Source organism: Clostridia bacterium (genome assembly GCA_034926675.1).
GTDB lineage: Bacteria > Bacillota > DTU025 > DTU025 > DTU025 > JAYFQW01.
Window position 1 is genome coordinate 1 of sequence record JAYFQW010000059.1, and the last position, 16,716, is coordinate 16,716.

The 16,716-nt window shown below is 59.3% G+C and carries 15 protein-coding genes; 8 read left to right on the plus strand and 7 right to left on the minus strand.

Annotated elements, in window-relative coordinates:
- Positions 1-362 precede the first annotated feature (362 nt).
- Positions 363-2,000 (plus strand): carbon starvation protein A, encoded by a 1,638-nt coding sequence (locus VB144_12565; protein MEA4884461.1) that lies wholly within the window; start codon positions 363-365, stop codon positions 1,998-2,000.
- A gap of 140 nt (positions 2,001-2,140) precedes the next feature.
- Here the strand turns inward: VB144_12565 and VB144_12570 are convergent, their stop codons facing one another.
- From VB144_12570 to VB144_12585, 4 genes are all read right to left on the minus strand, one after another.
- Positions 2,141-4,225, minus strand: a complete 2,085-nt coding sequence (locus VB144_12570; protein ID MEA4884462.1) for an acetate--CoA ligase family protein — start codon at positions 4,223-4,225, stop codon at positions 2,141-2,143.
- A gap of 91 nt (positions 4,226-4,316) precedes the next feature.
- On the minus strand, positions 4,317-4,982 hold the full coding sequence (locus VB144_12575) for an ABC-2 transporter permease (GenBank protein ID MEA4884463.1): 666 nt from the start codon (positions 4,980-4,982) through the stop codon (positions 4,317-4,319).
- Between the two features lies 1 nt (position 4,983).
- On the minus strand, positions 4,984-5,715 hold the full coding sequence (locus VB144_12580) for an ABC transporter ATP-binding protein (GenBank protein ID MEA4884464.1): 732 nt from the start codon (positions 5,713-5,715) through the stop codon (positions 4,984-4,986).
- A complete protein-coding gene (locus VB144_12585) occupies positions 5,708-6,103 on the minus strand; it encodes a GntR family transcriptional regulator (protein ID MEA4884465.1) in 396 nt (131 codons plus the stop codon). The genes VB144_12580 and VB144_12585 overlap by 8 nt, the downstream gene beginning before the upstream one ends.
- A 624-nt stretch (positions 6,104-6,727) precedes the next feature.
- Here VB144_12585 and VB144_12590 point away from each other — a divergent pair.
- From VB144_12590 to VB144_12620, 7 genes are all read left to right on the plus strand, one after another.
- On the plus strand, positions 6,728-7,309 hold the full coding sequence (locus VB144_12590) for a DUF6305 family protein (GenBank protein ID MEA4884466.1): 582 nt from the start codon (positions 6,728-6,730) through the stop codon (positions 7,307-7,309).
- Between the two features lie 139 nt (positions 7,310-7,448).
- On the plus strand, positions 7,449-8,447 hold the full coding sequence (locus VB144_12595) for an ABC transporter substrate-binding protein (GenBank protein MEA4884467.1): 999 nt from the start codon (positions 7,449-7,451) through the stop codon (positions 8,445-8,447).
- A gap of 91 nt (positions 8,448-8,538) precedes the next feature.
- Positions 8,539-10,254 carry an iron ABC transporter permease gene (locus VB144_12600; protein MEA4884468.1) on the plus strand — a complete coding sequence of 572 codons (1,716 nt, stop codon included), beginning with the start codon at positions 8,539-8,541 and terminating at the stop codon, positions 10,252-10,254.
- Positions 10,255-10,293: 39 nt separating this feature from the next.
- Complete coding sequence (locus tag VB144_12605; GenBank protein ID MEA4884469.1) at positions 10,294-11,475, plus strand: ABC transporter ATP-binding protein; 1,182 nt, start codon at positions 10,294-10,296, stop codon at positions 11,473-11,475.
- A 442-nt stretch (positions 11,476-11,917) separates the two neighbouring features.
- Positions 11,918-12,622, plus strand: a complete 705-nt coding sequence (locus VB144_12610) for a DUF1538 domain-containing protein (GenBank protein ID MEA4884470.1) — start codon at positions 11,918-11,920, stop codon at positions 12,620-12,622.
- The gene (locus VB144_12615; GenBank protein MEA4884471.1) at positions 12,610-13,443 is read left to right on the plus strand and encodes a DUF1538 domain-containing protein; all 834 of its coding nucleotides are present in this window, start codon (positions 12,610-12,612) and stop codon (positions 13,441-13,443) included. The genes VB144_12610 and VB144_12615 overlap by 13 nt, the downstream gene beginning before the upstream one ends.
- Positions 13,440-13,769, plus strand: a complete 330-nt coding sequence (locus tag VB144_12620; GenBank protein MEA4884472.1) for a P-II family nitrogen regulator — start codon at positions 13,440-13,442, stop codon at positions 13,767-13,769. The genes VB144_12615 and VB144_12620 overlap by 4 nt, the downstream gene beginning before the upstream one ends.
- A 30-nt stretch (positions 13,770-13,799) precedes the next feature.
- Here the strand turns inward: VB144_12620 and VB144_12625 are convergent, their stop codons facing one another.
- The 3 genes from VB144_12625 to VB144_12635 are packed head-to-tail and all read right to left on the minus strand — an operon-like array spanning position 13,800 to position 16,654.
- Positions 13,800-14,522 carry an HAD family hydrolase gene (locus VB144_12625; protein MEA4884473.1) on the minus strand — a complete coding sequence of 241 codons (723 nt, stop codon included), beginning with the start codon at positions 14,520-14,522 and terminating at the stop codon, positions 13,800-13,802.
- A gap of 27 nt (positions 14,523-14,549) precedes the next feature.
- Positions 14,550-15,806, minus strand: a complete 1,257-nt coding sequence (locus VB144_12630; GenBank protein ID MEA4884474.1) for a hypothetical protein — start codon at positions 15,804-15,806, stop codon at positions 14,550-14,552.
- A gap of 53 nt (positions 15,807-15,859) precedes the next feature.
- Entirely contained in the window at positions 15,860-16,654 is a 795-nt protein-coding gene (locus tag VB144_12635) for a hypothetical protein (GenBank protein ID MEA4884475.1), read from the minus strand.
- Positions 16,655-16,716: the final 62 nt, after the last annotated feature.

The following is a 16,716-nucleotide window of genomic DNA, read 5'->3' on the forward strand; positions in this document are numbered from 1 at the left end:
ATCCACTCCATGCTACACTCATCAAGCCCCACAACCCCAGCAAGAGAATGTATTGCCTGCGTTATTCCCAGGTTCCGGCACGCCCGGACCCGTGCTAATTCCGTATTGTCAATTTGTGGAGCGTAATGTCATGTCGTCAGTTGGCCTATTGCGCCCAACGATGGCAATCTGGGCAGGGTACGTCGAGTTCCCCCTATCTCTCAAGTCGCAGAGCGTGCTGTATTGCATTATTTGGCTTCATTCCCAAGTAGTTAAGTCTGACATGCACAAATTAGCAGGAATTCGCCAATGTGCATCGAATCACCACCTCTGGATAGCACAGGAGGCATCAGCTTGCTCAATGACGTGCGGAGGTGAACTACGTGAATTCTCTCTTGGTGATGGTTGTGACGTTCGTCCTGTACATCCTGGCGTACAACCTCTACGGGAAGAAGCTCGGCTCAAAGGTATTCGAACTGGCGACCAATAACATCACGCCTGCTGAGAAACACAACGACGGCGTGGACTACGTGCCCACCAACAAGTTCATCCTTGCCGGTCACCACTTCACATCTATCGCCGGCACCGGCCCGATCGTCGGCCCAGTGCTAGGGGTGATATGGGGATGGGTGCCCGCCCTGCTGTGGGTGGTCTTCGGATCAATCTTCGCAGGAGCGGTGCACGACCTCGGAGCTCTGGTTATCTCAATGCGCCACGACGGGCGATCCATTGGCGACATCACGGGATCAGTTGTGAATCCGCGCACAAGGTCACTGTTCTTCCTGATCATCTTCTTCTCCCTGTGGATCGTGATAGCGATATTCGCGATCCTCATGGCAAACCTGTTTGTCCAGTATCCTCAGTGCGTCTTCCCAATCTGGATCGAGATTGCGATAGCCATGACGCTCTCGTGGTACCTCTACAACAAGAAAGGAAGCCTGCTCCTGGGGTCCATCGCGGCGATCATCGCCATGTACTTCACGATCTGGGTTGGGCTGTTCATCCCGGTCAGCCTCTCCAAGCCTGTGTGGCTCATCATAATAATGGTCTATATCTTCTTCGCCTCCACGATGCCTGTCCAGCGTCTGCTGCAGCCGCGCGACTACATTAACGCGCTGGAGCTTGGAGTGGCCATGGTGCTGCTGATGATAGGAATCATCATCAAGCCCATGCCCATGGTGGCGCCTGCGGTTGTGTCCGCGCCCGCCGGTGCGCCTCCTATGTTCCCGTTCCTGTTCATAACCATAGCCTGCGGCGCGATATCCGGCTTCCACAGCCTGGTGTCGAGCGGAACTAGCTCCAAGCAGATCGACAAGGAGCCCAGCGCGTTGGCGGTGGGATATGGAGGCATGCTCCTCGAGGCCGCTCTGGCCACACTGGTCATCATCTCGGTCACTACGGGAATGTCCAAAGAGGCATGGCTCACTACGTATGCGAACTACGCGAAAATTCCCGCACTTCCCACATTTGCCGAGGGAGGCGCTAGGATTGTCGAGTCCGTGGGCATTTCCAATGCGCTGGCACTCAACATACTGGCGGTCTTCATGGTCAGCTTCGCGAGCACAACTATCGACACCGCCACGCGCCTACAACGCTACGTGATCTCCGAGTTTGGCGACAGTGTTGGGCAGAAGTGGCTCGACAACAAGTACATCGCCGCCGGCATCGCAACCGTCACCGCCTACTTAATGGCTTTCCATGGCAGCGCCAACGTGCTATGGCCTCTGTTCGGAGCCACTAACCAGTTGCTCGCAGGCCTGGCGTTGCTCACCATTACAGTGTATCTGGCGAAGAACCACAAGCCCATCCATTACACTCTGATCCCGATGGTGTTCATGGTGATCATGACCACATGGGGCATGGTAGCCAACTTCCTCAACTACCTCGCGAAGGGTAATGTGCTCCTGGTCGTGATAGACGGGATCATCATGGTGTTGGAAGTTTGGATGATCGTAGAGGCAATAAGCGTGCTCAGCAAGGTGAGGCAGGGGAAGCTTGCCCATACCGACATGAAAGCCTGATTGCCCTGACGCGCATGGTCATGCTTGACCATGCTTGACCAACTAACAGCAAGCGGCGGCCGCCAGCGCGGGCAAGTAGGCCCGCTCTTCGGGCGGCCGTCGCTATGTCTTCCGTGTGCTCTGCCGCAAAGCAGAGCACACTACTGTGGGCAAATCCGCCGGCCCGCGATGATCCTGACGTCCACGGCGTATAGGTGGGAACCGAAGCCCTTGATGGGGTTGAGGTCCATCTCAGTGATGTCCGGGAAGTCCGATGCCAGAAGGCCAACCCTGGCAATACAGTCGGCAACTGCCTCAATGTCGACGGCCCGCCCGCCGCGAACGCCATCGAGAAGGCGGCGGCCACGGATGGAGTTCACCATCGCGACGCACTCGTCGAGCCCGAGAGGCGCCAAGGCGAACTTCACGTCCTTGAGAACCTCGGTGAAGATTCCACCCAGGCCGAACATGACCATAGCCCCGAACTCGCCTTCACGGGCGGCGCCGATGATCATCTCGGTTCCCTCCACCATGGGCTGAAACAGCACACCCGTGGCTCCAGCGATGGACATGAGCCTTTCCCAATTGGCGGCAGCTCGCTCCGGACCGTCCACTCCGAGGACCACGCCGCCCACATCGGTCTTATGAATCGGCCCGATGACCTTCATGACCAGGGGGAATCCGACAGCCCTGCACGCCGCCTCCACCTCCCCGGGCAGCTGGGCCACAGCCTGGGCCGGAAGTCGGAAGCCCGCAGCCACGAGCACGCGCGCTGCGAGTTCCGGAGGGAGGGGGCCAGCGCCGGCGCCGGGCCACTCCGTGTTCAGGAGATGAGCTATGGCATCCCTATCGTAGCCGGGCAGCGTAGTCACTGGCGCTGCAGGCCGAGGTCTGTTCACCACCGCGCCCAGCGCACGGCCTAGCGCCACCTCTTCGGTGAAGAAGAACCTGCCCGAGTCGCGGAACTCCACGAGCGCATCGCGTGACATGACGGGGCACGTTGCGACCGGGATAACCGGAATGGGGCTGCCCTGAATGGCCCTGCCCATCGCCTGGTACATCTCGCGGATGCCGCCCATCCCAGGGTCCCCCATGATTATCACTGCCACATCAATTCGGCCGCGCTCTTCCTCGGAGATGACCTTCATGGCCTGCTCGATCTGATTGGGCGTTCTGGTGGCAAGGCAGTCGATGGGATTCTTCACTGAACTGCCCGGCCACATGAACTCTCGTAGCCGGGCCTGAGTATGTTCGCCGAGCTCGGGCAGGTCAAGCCCCTGCCTGACCAGTTCATCTGCGAGCATCACACCTGGCCCGCCCGCGTCGGTGAGCACGCACACGTTTCGCCCGTTCAGAGCTCCTGCAGTGAGAAGGATACCGGCCACATCCACCAGCTCGGACTTGCTCTTGACCCGTATTATCCCGGCCTTCTCGAAGAGCGCTTCCACAGCGGCATCGCTAGTCGCCATCGCCCCGGTATGGCTTGCCGCCGCCCGGGATCCGGCAGATGTCGCGCCCGATTTCACTCCAACGATGGAGCAGCCCTTGCCTATGAGGGAGCGGGAGTGTCTCAGGAGCTTGCTGGGCTTCCTGACTGATTCCATGTATATGATCTTCACACGCGCATCGCCCGGACCGAAGTGATCGTCCATCATCCCAAGGACATCCTCCACTCCGACCTGAGCCGCGTTTCCAACCGTAAACACATTGCTGATCGGAAGGCCGCGCTCTACCGCAATCTCCAGAAGGAAGTCGGCGGTGGCGCCAGAGCCACTGATCACATCGATCCGGCCAGGCTCGAGCTTCGGAGTGAGGCCAGCGAACACCCCCGCGTAAGCCGGAGTGAGCACACCCATGCAGTTCGGTCCGATAAGCGTCATCCCAGCCCTGCGAGCGATCTCGAGCAGGTGCTGCTCTTCGCGCTTCCCTTCCTCAGATGCCTCTCCGAACCCCGCACTGAGGATAACCGCCGCACGGGCGCCCAGAGACGCGAGTGCTTCCATGGCGCCTCGAACGGCAGGGGCAGGTATCGCGATGATCGCGAGCTCCGGCGCCGAGGGCAATTCGTCGACTGACTTGAACGTTGGAACCCCTGCGACGTGCGGATCTTTGGCGTTGACTGCCCAAAGCAGGCCTGCGAAGCCACTGGACACTATGTTGGCAATCACACGCCCGCCCGGTTTGGCCAGGTCATTGCTGGCGCCGATAACTGCAATGCTTGCCGGCCTCACGACGTGCTCATACACTCCGCCTACAGCTCCTTTGCGCGCGACTAGTGCCTCACGGCCTGGGCCCGGGCGCAGGATTCCCCGCACAATCCCCTTCGCACAAACCCCTTCACGCGATCTCCTTGCGCCTGAAGAGCTCCTGCGCCACAAGCATCTCAGCAAAGTATATCGCAAGCGAGACGGCGGCGACAATCAGTGCAGTTCGGGCGTCCGGATTGGTGATCATACGAAAGATGTCCTCAATGCTCGCGCCTTTCCTCAGGACAACTATTGGGCCGAGGTAGAAGAGCGTCACCATGACCATGATTGCCGCTCTCGCCGCGCTCGTTCCCCACTTGAATGAGATCCCAAGCGCCACTCCAGCCTCTGCGAGGCTCACGAACATCGACATCGTGATCCCCAACATGCTCCAGGACCTGCCTTCCCACGCTGGAAACGCCTCAGCGCTCAGGGTGGATAGCCCGATGAAGGACACGGCGAGGATCGCTGTCGCGGCGAGGGTGGATACGAACTTCGATGCCACGATCTCACCCGCATTTACAGGCATGGTTCGGAGAAACCCAAGGGTGCGGTTCTTCTCTTCCAGCATCATGGAAGCAAGTGCGAAGAATGGGCCGATGAGCATCGAATAGGTTCCCATAAGCGAATCCACGAACATCAATGCGTCACTGCGACGCGAGACCACGGCGATCACGAGCACTGCGCCAGCGAACCCAATCGGCAACAGCAGTTGCGAGCGGTTAGCGTAGAGGTCTTTCCAGGCTAGTTTCAGCATGTCAGGCCCTCCCCTTCACAATCGACATCAGAATATCGTCGATTGATGCCGTAGGATTCGCGGATCGGTATCGCTCAAGCAGGCTCTCTCTGTCGTCGCTTACCGCCACTCTCCCATCCACGAGGATCGTGATGTAGTCGGCGATACGCTCAAGGTCAGGCGTTATGTGCGACGAGAACAGCACAGACCGCTCCCCATCGCCCACGAAACTCCTGAGCTCGCCGAGGAGCTCATGCCTGACCACTGGATCCAGCCCGGACGTTGGCTCATCCAGTATGAGCAGTTCCGGCCTGTGAGCCATGGCGAGAGCCACCGCGAGCTTCGCCCTGGTTCCCTTGGAGAGATCGCCCACCTTCTTCCTAGGATCGATGGAGTACTTGTCGAGCAGGGCCGCGAAGTATGCCTGATCCCACTTGGGGTAGTAGCTTCGCACGAACCCCGCAGTCCAGTTCACCGACATCTGATCGTAGAAATTGTGGTTCTCGGGAACATACCCCATGCGCCGCTTGATCTCGGTCTCGTCCCCCACGCTGTCGAGGCCGAATACTGTCACTTCCCCAGCGGAGGCCCTGGCCAGGTTGTTGATTATCCTGATTGTGGTGGTCTTGCCCGCGCCATTCGGGCCGATCAGGCCCATGATGTAACCTCTGTGCAGCTCAAACGATACATCCTTCAGTTCAAACCCTGGGTACTTCTTCGATACGCCTGAGAGCCTAAGCAGAGTATCACTCATCCCTACGACCTCCCAACGATCCCCTAAGCATTTCCCGTAGCATCCTGATGACCTGATCATCCGCGATGCCAAGCTCCCTAGACGACTTCACCGCAGCCCGCAGATGCCCAGCCACAAGCTCAGTCTTGACACGCTCGACGGTATCTCCGCTAAGGTCGGCAACGAAGGCGCCAAGCCCAGGCCTTGTGATGATGAGCCCCTCCCTCTCAAGCTCGGAGTAGGCCCGTTTCGTCGTGATTACGCTTGCGAGCAGCTCCTCAGCGAGCTGTCGCATGGATGGAAGCGAGCCACCGGGTTGGAGCTCTCCTGAGAGGATCTTCGCCTTGATCTGGTCGACTATCTGCTGGTACAGGGGAACCGGGTTGTTCGGCGACACACTGATGTTCACAGACGGCATCCCTGCTTCCATTCCCGGCCTACGTGTTCGTGCTCCTGTGCGAACCGAAGGCGTGGTGTGTATATCGTATATATGCACTATAGACACCGGGACTACAGGTGTCAAGCGGAGTGTGTGAGATATGGCCGGACACACATGATGGTGCGACTGCGTATCTGGTACAAGAGATGAGCGCAGTCGAGGATGTTCAAAGGAGCGTGTGCGCATGGGGCAGGCTGGCAGAAGATCCTTCCTGGAATTTGTGCGCGTGATTGGCGGCTGGATACTTGCGTTCGGCTCTTTCCTTGTGGCAGTTGCGGTCACGCTGGAGTTCATCGAATGCCCCGGCCCACCGCAGCGTGGATTCTCCGGGAGTTACACGATTGAAGTGAAGCCAACATCAGAATCAGGAGCAGGCCCACGTGTAGGAAGGGGATGAGTTGGCAATGCGGCTTCCCCTTCTCCACAGATCGGCGTATTCTCGTGGGCCAAGCCATTCCCCAGGCAGCGCGCCCGACCGACAGTGTCGCCTGCTACTGTACTGACACTGGCAGATGCGACTCGACGCACTCTGGGAAGGATTCGATGGATTCATGATGAATGTCTGCCCTGATTGCGGGAGAGGAGTGATCTGCATTGAACACAGTCGCAGGCATCCGCAGACTGGCCGGATCGTTCGTTGTCGCGCTCATCCTCGCAGCGGTCTCCATAGGCCCTGCTGCATTCGCGGCTGCTCCGGCGCCGAAGCCCCCTGTGTACGTCACGACTGCCGGGCGAGGCGATGATTTTGAGCGCGTCCTAGCAGCGGCTGAAGCAGCTGGGCTCAAGCCAACCTCTAGCTCAGGCGCCATCTGTTGTGACACTCTGGGGTTCAACAGCATCTTGGTCACGTTCAGCAGCAGTCCTGATGCGTTAAAGGCTGCGAGAACCACTGAACGGGTGGAAACCGGACGCGTAATGGACCTGATGGCGAAGGCCAAAGCTCGCGGGGTTTTCCTCATAGGCGTGTACCTTGGCGGCTCGGGGGGGCGCGATCCGTTCGAAGAGAGACTGCTGAACACCTGTTGGAAGTGGCTGACCTGCTTCATCGCCACAGCCAATAGCGACTCCGATGGTTTCATACGCGACGCCACCGGGGCGAACAACATCCCGCTCGTGATAATCGAGTCAGCCGCGGAGCTCTCAGATGCACTACGCCAGGCATTTGGCAGATCCTAAGAGGTCACTGTGGCCTTGTGCACTGGCTTGTCGCCCTTGATTTGGATAACATCTGAAGGAACCATCCGCCCGCATGTAGAAATATACAGAATAATGATCACTGGGCATACCGCCCAGCACTGCAGGAGGAGGCTCTCTTATGAAGCGTGGTCTACTCGTTGTTCTGTCATGCCTTGCCCTCGCCGCTCTAATGGTCGCACCGGCGATAGCAGCCGAGAAGGTCGTGGCGTACACCACTCTCGACGAACCGCTCGCACGCGAGGCGTTCGCGGCGTTCGAGAAGGACACTGGGATAAAGGTCGAGTGGGTGAGGCTCACCACCGGCGAGGCCGTGGCTAGGATGGAAGCCGAGTCCGGAAATCCACAGGCCAGCATATGGTACGGCGGTGTGGGCCTAGGCCACATCGAGGCCAAGAACAAGGGGCTGACGACGCCCTACAAGTCGGCTGCCGCCAACCACATCCCCAAGCAGTTCAGGGACAAAGACAACTACTGGATCGGAATCTATGCAGGCCCGCTCTCCTTTGCCAGCAACATCCAGAGGCTAAAGGAGCTGAAGGTTGAGGCCCCGACCTCATGGGCCGATCTTCTCAAGCCTCAGTTCAAGAACCAGATCCAGATGGCGAACCCAGGCACGTCTGGAACTGCTTACAACATGCTGGCCACTATAGTCCAGCTGTGGGGCGAGGAGAAGGCCTTCCAGTATCTCAAGGCTCTCGATAAGAACATGTCGCAGTACACCAAATCAGGCTCAGCGCCTGGAAAGAGCGCAGCCTTGGGCGAGTGCGCAGTGGCAATCGGCTACGCCCACGATCAGGTCAAGCTTATTTCCCAAGGATACCCCATCACGATCACCTTCGCATCGGAGGGAACTGGCTTTGAGGTCGCTTCGATCTCGCTGGTCAAGGGCGGGAAGCAGCCGGAGAACGCGAAGAAGCTCTACGATTGGGGCCTCGGAGCCAGGGCGGCTGAGATCTATGCCAAGATGGGCGTTGTCCCGTTTGTAAAGGTTCAGCTCATGCCCGGCGCGATCCCGATAGATCAGGTCAACACCATTGATCAGGACGATGTGTGGGCCGCATCCCAGAAGGAGAGGCTCGTGGAACGCTGGAACAACGAGATCTACAGCAGCAGGTAGTTGCCAAGCGTGCCTGAGATCTCGCATGGGAACTCATGATGGGGAGGCAGCAAACGCCGCCTCCCCGTTTCTAGCTAAGGGGGGTGGATCAGTGGGATCAGCTACTGCTACAAGGCACGACGCGCCCCGGACCAGCAGATCACGAGAGCTATCGTCGAACCTGAGGGCGCTCGCGCGCGACCCGATGCTTCTCATCACACTCATAGCAGTGGTCATTCTCCTATTTGTCTTCGTGGTCTATCCAGTGTTCAAAGTGCTGTGGCTAAGCATCGCTCCCAAGGGCAAGCTCAGCCTCGACACGTACAGATACGTCCTCAAGCAGAGGTGGCTCCGAAAGTCGTTCACGAATAGTTTCAGGCTCGGCGCGATAGTAGCCACAACCTCAACGATAATCGGCTTCATCTTCGCATTCGGGCTCAATCGCGCCAATGCGCGGCCCGCGCAATTCCTTCGGCAGATGGCGCTTCTTCCAATCATATCTCCGCCGTTCATGTTCACCCTATCTGTGATACTCCTCTTGGGCCGAAACGGGCTGATCACAAAGCAACTTCTGGGAATTCAGGACTTCAATGTGTACGGCCTGTGGAGCCTGGTCTTTGTGCAGACTCTCGGCATGTTCCCCATCGCCTACATGGTCCTCGACGGCGTCCTCAAGGCGATCAACGCCGACCTTGAGGATGGCGCTCTGAACCTGGGCGCCTCCCGGGTTGCCGTGTTCCGGACCATAACTCTGCCGCTTGCCATGCCTGGGCTCGCAAGCTCTTGGCTTCTCGTATTCGTTACATCGCTTGCAGACTTCGCAAACCCCATGGTGCTCTCGGGTAGGTATGATGTCCTGTCGGTTCAGGCCTACCTGCAATTCACGGGGATGTTCAACATGCCCCGAGGTTCGGCCCTGGCCATCATGCTCCTTATCCCGGCCATGATCGCGTTTGCGGTGGAAAGGTACTGGGTGTCGCGCAAGTCGTATGTGACGGTTACAGGCAAACCCAGTATGCACACCATACCCATGGTCTCACCTGGCGTAACCATGCTCTGCCAGGCGGTGTGTTGGGCAGTGTCCGTCATAACCATCATGTTCTACTCAGTGGTGATAGCCGGCGCTTTCGTTAAGCTATGGGGAGTGAACTGGACCCCGACCTTCGAGCATTTCAGATATGCGTGGGACGTAGGAAGGCAGAGCATTAGGTCCACAGTGATCATGGCTGCCGGAGCGACCCCAGTCACCGGAGTGCTCGCCATGGTTATCGCATTTCTGCTCGTGCGCAAGGAGTTTCCTGGCAAGAGCCTGCTCGGATTCACGTCGATGCTGGGCTTCGCAGTGCCCGGAACGGTCGTGGGCATTGGGTACATCCTTGCGTTCAACAAACCTCCGCTTCTCCTCACTGGAACCCCTTTTATAATCATGCTGTGCTTCGTGTTCCGCGAGATGCCAGTGGGCATAGAAGCGGGCGTCGCATCGCTGCAACAGATCGATCGCTCCATAGAAGAGGCATCGACGAACCTCGGAGCTGGAACGAGATACACCTTCCAGCACATCACGCTTCCGCTGGTCCGCCCTGCAATGCTGGCAGGCCTCTCATACACCTTCGTCCGCAGCATGACAGCTGTGAGCGCCGTGGTCTTCCTCGTGTCGGCCAGGTGGAATCATCTCACATGCCTTGTGCTGTCGCAGACTGAGATCATGAGGCTCGGCGCAGCCAGTGTCCTCTCCATCATCCTCATAGTCATCGTGATGGCCGCGTTCGCCATAATGAGGGCGTTCGTGGGCGAACAGCGATCGCCAAGCGGGATGATTCCCAGGTAGAGCAGGTTACGGCAGAAGGTTGGCAGGAGTTGAGTTGAAATGTCGATCTCAGCAAAGAGCGTTAAGCTCGATGGCCTCACCAAGGTGTTCGTTAGCCCAGGCGGCGCTCAGGCAGCAGCCGCAGACAACGTCTGCCTCACCATCAACGAAGGCGAGCTAGTCACCTTCCTTGGCCCCTCCGGGTGTGGGAAAACCACCACCCTCCGGATGGTCGCCGGTTTCGAGAATCCAACATCAGGCCGTGTGCTCATAGGCGACCGCGACGTGACCAATGTGGCCCCGAACAACCGCGACACCGCCATGGTGTTCCAGAGCTACGCGCTGTTCCCTCACATGACCGTTGGCGAAAATGTGGCGTACGGCCTGCGGTTCAGAAAGGCTGGCAATGCCGAGAAGCACGAACGGACGAAGCGGATGATGGAGTTGGTCGGGCTTACGGGATTCGAATCTCGCCAGCCAGGGCAGCTATCAGGTGGGCAGCAGCAGCGCGTTGCTCTCGCTCGCGCACTGGTGGTAGAGCCTCAGGTGCTGCTGTTCGATGAACCACTCTCGAACCTCGATGCTAAGCTCCGCGAGCAGATGCGAGAGGAGATCCGCAGAATCCAGCAGCGGCTGTCGATCACGGCTATATATGTGACTCACGACCAGTCTGAGGCGATGGCCATCTCCGACAGGATTGTGATAATGAACCGCGGTCGGATCGAGCAGGTTGGCACGCCTCGAGAGGTGTACTCCGAGCCTATTTCGAGGTTCGTGGCCGATTTCATCGGCCGTGTGAATTTCCTACCTGGCCTGATGGTTGGCTGCGTCAGGACGCCCGCCGCCCTGCCTGTCCAGCAGGCCGGCGCCGCCTCAGGGCGAGACTTCTTCAGGGTGAATCTGTTCGGGCAGGAGATCCTTGTGGAGGGTGTCGCAGGCCTAGATGAGAAGGCTTCCGAGTGCGGAGGACGTGTGCTGGTTGTGTGCAGGCCTGAGGCCGCGTCGCTTGCTCGCGCCGATACCGGCGAGGAACCTCCTGCCCATACCAGTGGGCGGGTCATCAAGGCGGTCTACTTCGGTTCCTACATGGAGTACGGACTTGAGCTTGACGGAATGGACGCCGGCAGTCCGCCCTTCACACTTATTGATCACAATCCGGCTAGGAGCACGCCTCTTGAGGTGGGCGACACAGCTGGCATCAGGTTCGACGAGAACTCCCTGCACGTGCTGGCGGCCGAGTAGTGCCGTAGGGTCCGGCCTGTGGTGAGGCGAACCCGCGACGAGTGTCGCACTGGTCATAGTGATCAGCTCCGCCTTTCTGCATGCGCAGCACGTTCTTCCTCGCCGGGGCATCGACGAGACATCCGGCAGTGAGTGACTGGACATCAGCGAAGGCTCCCAGCGGGGGCGTGCTCGTATTGCTATGCGTCCTGCGCATGGCGTGCGTGGCGCCGTTGACCGCCTGGGGGCCTTCGCGCTTCATTATGTCCGGTGGTTGCCCGGCCTTACTATCCGCACCCAAGTGCGCTGGGGAAGGCGCCCGAACCTCCCGCAACTTTCCATGATGATCAGACAGATTAAGGTGCAATGCATGGAAATACGATCAACCGGAAGGTCAATTGCGCTGGGCACGGAATAAGCCAATATGGGCACGCCGCACAATAGTCGAAAGGAGAATGCCCTGTTGACGTCGCCGCTATGCCAGGCGCTCATGGAAGTAATCACGGCCGTGGCTCCACTCACAATCGCCGTCGCGTCCCTCGGCGCACTCTTCCTGGATGTGTCATGGACTGATCTGGCGCGCATCGCCATCGGCGCCTCATTCGCCGCCATTGGACTCCTCTTCTTCCTCCGTGGGACAAGAATCGCGCTTCTGCCCATGGGCGAGATCATCGGTGCAAGCCTTCCCGCACGTAGTTCCCCAGCTCTTCTGGTGATCACTGCGTTCGTGTTCAGTTTCAGCGTCACCATCGCAGATCCGTCGCTGCACGTACTCACTGCGCAAGTGGCCTCTCTCCAAGACTCATCCCTGAGTGTGCGCATGCTGGGCGTGATGATATCCTCGGGGATGGGCTTTCTGGTGACAGTTGCGATGCTCCGCATCGTCCTGAACATCCCTTCGCGGCTCCTGTTCATCGCGGGGTATTCCATCGCGATACTGTTGTCCTTCTTCACAGTGCCTGAGCTGGCGCCGCTCTTCTTCGACTCGGGTTCGGCGGCAACCGGCCCGATGGTAGTGCCCTGCGTAATCGCTCTGGGCCTTGGGACAGCTTCAGTTCTGCAGCGGAAGAGATCGCTTGCCGATGAGTTTGGCCTTGTGGGGCTCGCGACTCTGGGTCCTGTCCTGGTGATGATGGTCTGGGGGGTGATCGTCAGATGGACCCGATGATGATCGGCGCCCTTGAGGCAGCACAGGCAGCACAGGCCTGTGGAGCAGGCGGGGCGGGCGGGAGTGCGTGGGCGGCAATGGGGCTTGCAGTCTTCAGCGGGTTTGGCGCCGTGGCGGCTGAGGTTGCTCGGACGCTCATCCCCCTCGGAGTGCTGTTCGTTGTGTTCCAGGTGCTGTTCCTGAGGCTTCCTAGAGCATTCGTGCGCAGGGTGGCCGCCGGAATGATCTCCACGTTCGTAGGACTGGCTCTGTTCCTCCAGGGCGTGAATATCGCCTTCGTCCCCATGGGGCACAGGCTCGGCGCCAAGCTGGGGCTTCTCGCGCAGCCTTGGGTTGTTGCGCCTGTTGGGTTCATCCTAGGGCTGCTGGTGGTGCTGGCGGAGCCATCAGCGCAGGTGCTGAGCGAGGAGGTTGAGAAGGCGTCAAGCGGTCACATCCGCGCAAGGACTCTCCTTCTCACCATGGCCGGAGGCGTCGCTCTTCTTGTGTCGCTCGGCTATTGCCTCATCACCCTGGGAATACCGTTGACCAGGATCATCATCCCCGGCTATCTTCTCGCACTGGGGCTGCTCCGCTGGATCGATCCTGCATTCGTGGCGATCGCCTTCGATGCGGGCGCAGTCGCCACGGGGCCGCTCACTGTGACCTTTCTGATGTCGCTGGGCCTAGGCATCGCCGCCGCACAACGGGGAAAGCCCACACTGGATTCAGGGTTCGGGCTTGTGTGCCTCATAGCCCTTGCCTCAACACTTGCTGTTGAGGGTCTGAGTTTCGTCTACCGGGGAAGCGCTGCTGGAAAAGATGGGAGGAATACGCCGTGACAAAGCCTTACGACCTGATAGTGACGATAATCAACAAGGGCTGGGCAGACGAGATAGTGCAGGCCTCACGCCGCGCGGGCGCGGAGGGAGGCACAATCCTCTACGGCCGCGGAACCGGTGTACACGAACGGATGCGGTTCCTCGGCGTATTGATCGAGCCGGAGAAGGAAGTAGTGCTCACATTGATTCCACATGAGCTCACAGATCAGGTGCTGCAGGCCATCGTCGAATCAGGGCATCTGGAGAAGCCTGGAACAGGCATATCCTTTGTGCTCGATGTATCCAAAATCGCGGGAATAGTGCACATGCCCACGGATGGTGAATGAGGGGAAGGCCCACATATGGCAGCCCGTGTTTCACATCGCTCTGAACTCGGGCGACTCCACGAACTGCACAAGATTCTCGAACCGGCCCCTCATGTCCGGCTCCCTGCGGTCGGGCCCGCGGTCAAGCATGAAGTCCTCAACCAGGTAGGTGGTGATCCCTAAATCCCCTGCCACCATGTCTTCGAGGCAGTCGTTCCCCACCATCATGCATTCCTCAGGCGACCTGCCGATGCGGTCGAGTATTTCCTCATAATACTCGATATTCGGCTTGCAGTAGTGTGAGGTCTCATACGATGTGACGTGCGCATAGGGCAATCCATCCACCCCGCCCCACCGCATTCTCTCGGTGATGGCCTCCATCGGGAAGACCGGGTTGGTGGCAATCACGACATCGTACCCCGTTTCGAGAAGCCCCTCGATCATCTCTCTCGCCTTGGGGTGCGGCACTACCTCCAGCGTTTGGCGCAAACTCGGGAAATCGTCGGCGTAGAAAGAGTCAAGCGCCGGCGCCAGGCCATCCACAAGCCCTATCCGGGCCTCGAAATCCTCCCAGAACACCTGGCGAACTGTTTTGGCTGGATTCTGCGATCTCACCATCGTCTCAGTGGAGGCCAGGAGTTGCCGGATGAACTGGCGCGGTTCAACGAAGCTCGCCACGCATAAACTAATGGCCTGGATGTACCCGTTTAGGAACCGATCGTAGTCTAGGGGCACTAGAGTCCCGTCCAAGTCGAACATGACAGTCCGAATCACATGATCACCTCGGTAGCGAATTTCTGCTCACCGCTGGCAGTACTCTGATAGCAGCCCAGTCCAGTCGCCGGCAATCAGCAGGTGGTGATTGCCCAGAGGGCGCCGCAGCATTTGGCGGGCATCGCCTGGGAAATCGAATCTCACCGCCGCCTGCGTTCTGCACATGTCCTCCCTGGGGATGGACCTCTCAATACTGCCGCCTGCGATGAACGCCCCATCGAGCCCGCGCCCTCCGAGGCGCAACACCGTTGCCCTCCCCGGACTGAGTTCCCCCGCTATCCCCACCCCTATGCCCGATTCGAAATGCGAACGCAATCTGTGTCGAGCAGTCATGGTGCGGGCGATTGTACAATGGGCGAAGGTTACGACTCCACCCTCCGGGTCAATGGAGGACGGATTGGCCATGAAGCTCGGCTGATCGGCTGCCTCGTGCACCAGGAGCATCCCAATGCATGATAGCACATCTGCCTCACATGCAGCCGGGATTCCCTCCTCGTTCAGGCGAGCCAGGGCATAGCACCCAGTATTATGTACAGTATCCAGCAAATCGAAACACCTGACCGCAACCGCATCAAGCCCTTCCGAGTCCACTATGCCTCGAAGCGCGACATAGAGCGCTCCTGCCCCTGCCATGGTGTCCAGAGAAGGCTCACACACTCGCTCGGCTCTCGCCGCCAGGTCTTCCGCAGCCGCACGCGCCTCTCCCTCACCCACAGCCCGGTAAGCGTTGATCAGCGTCTCCACGGGCATCTGAACAATCGTCGGCCCCCATGCGCGCTTGACCCGGTCCTCCATCTCCCACTGAGGCATCACCTCGATATCCCTGGTCCCGATCAGACCGATCCTGGCCCTTCCGAGCCTGGAACGTACCGCGGTCAACTGAAGCAAGGAGAGGAGTTCGGCCTGCCATCCATTGCGGATCTGCACTATCCTTCCCCGCCTGCCCTGCATGTTGGCGAAAGCAAGGATCTCCAAGGCCGCAGGCAGGGCGTTATCCGCGCAGTGGGCTAGCATCAACATGGGGTCATTGGCGCCGGCCAGGAAGGACAGGGCCTGCGCCTCAGTGCCGCCGCTCAGTATGAGGAGCACAGTGGCATCAGGCTCTCCCTTACTCGCCATCACATGCCAACCATCGCAACGACCAGCATGTGCCCAGCTAGTTGCGTCTACCTGGAGCTGGACTCCCTCAATCCGGCTAAGCTCCGCTATGCAGTGACCGAGCCGTTCCTGCATCGCGCCGGAATCGCGCAGGCACGAAGCGAATGGCGCCACTCGGACCAGCATCGAACTCCCCTCCATATTCGGACCATCGACCGCCATTCCCCCGGGGCATCTTCTCACTGCCCTGGAATAGGCATTGGCGCTGCTTCAGGGCCAATGCCCGGCGGTATGGGGCAAGGCTCGATGCACGGAACGGTCCTGGCATCCTTCAGGCTGAAGCTGACGCCAAGAACTGCGACATCGTCGAACCCGACGTAGGCAGGAACAAACTCATTCTGAATGTAGAAAGCCAAGTACGACGTTGAGCCAAGTGCAGGGCATCCCAAAGAACGACCGTTCAACTGGTTTCCGTTCACGTACACATCAGCCAGCCCCAGCACCGAACTGACCGATAGCTCGTTCACGGCAGTGCCCGGGCTTATGCCCGACGCGCTTCCGCCGCTGGCGATTGGGGCACTGGCCCACCCGCCGTCGTACTTCCTGACCTCCCATGTTTGAGCGTTAGGGTCAACGCGGAATAGGTAGAACTTGGTGTTGCTCGTTGCACCTCCGCTCCCGGTTACTCCGAATGCCAGCCCATAGGAGGCATTCGTTGCTGGCTGCTCCAGCCAAGCCTTCGCGGTAGCGCTGAAATGCTGCAGCGAGCTTACCGGGAATCCAGCCGTGGCCGTCTTCGGGCGCCCACTCACGTCCATGTGATAGTAGCCCGACAGCCCAGAACCGACCCGGCCCCAGGACGCGGATTGATCGGGAGAACTGCCAGAGGGCCATGGATTCGCCGCGGTGCTGAAGTCGTCGTACAGCACGCGAGTCTCCACCCTGAGCGGGCCGAAACATCCGGACAATGCCAGCGGGGCGATGAGAAGTGCGATAGCCCAAAGGCTAGCCCTGGCAAAGCGGGTCTTTCTCATGATGAATCCCCCCAATTCGATAACGAGTGACCAGTGGAGCAGAGCCGTCCCAGATGACTGCC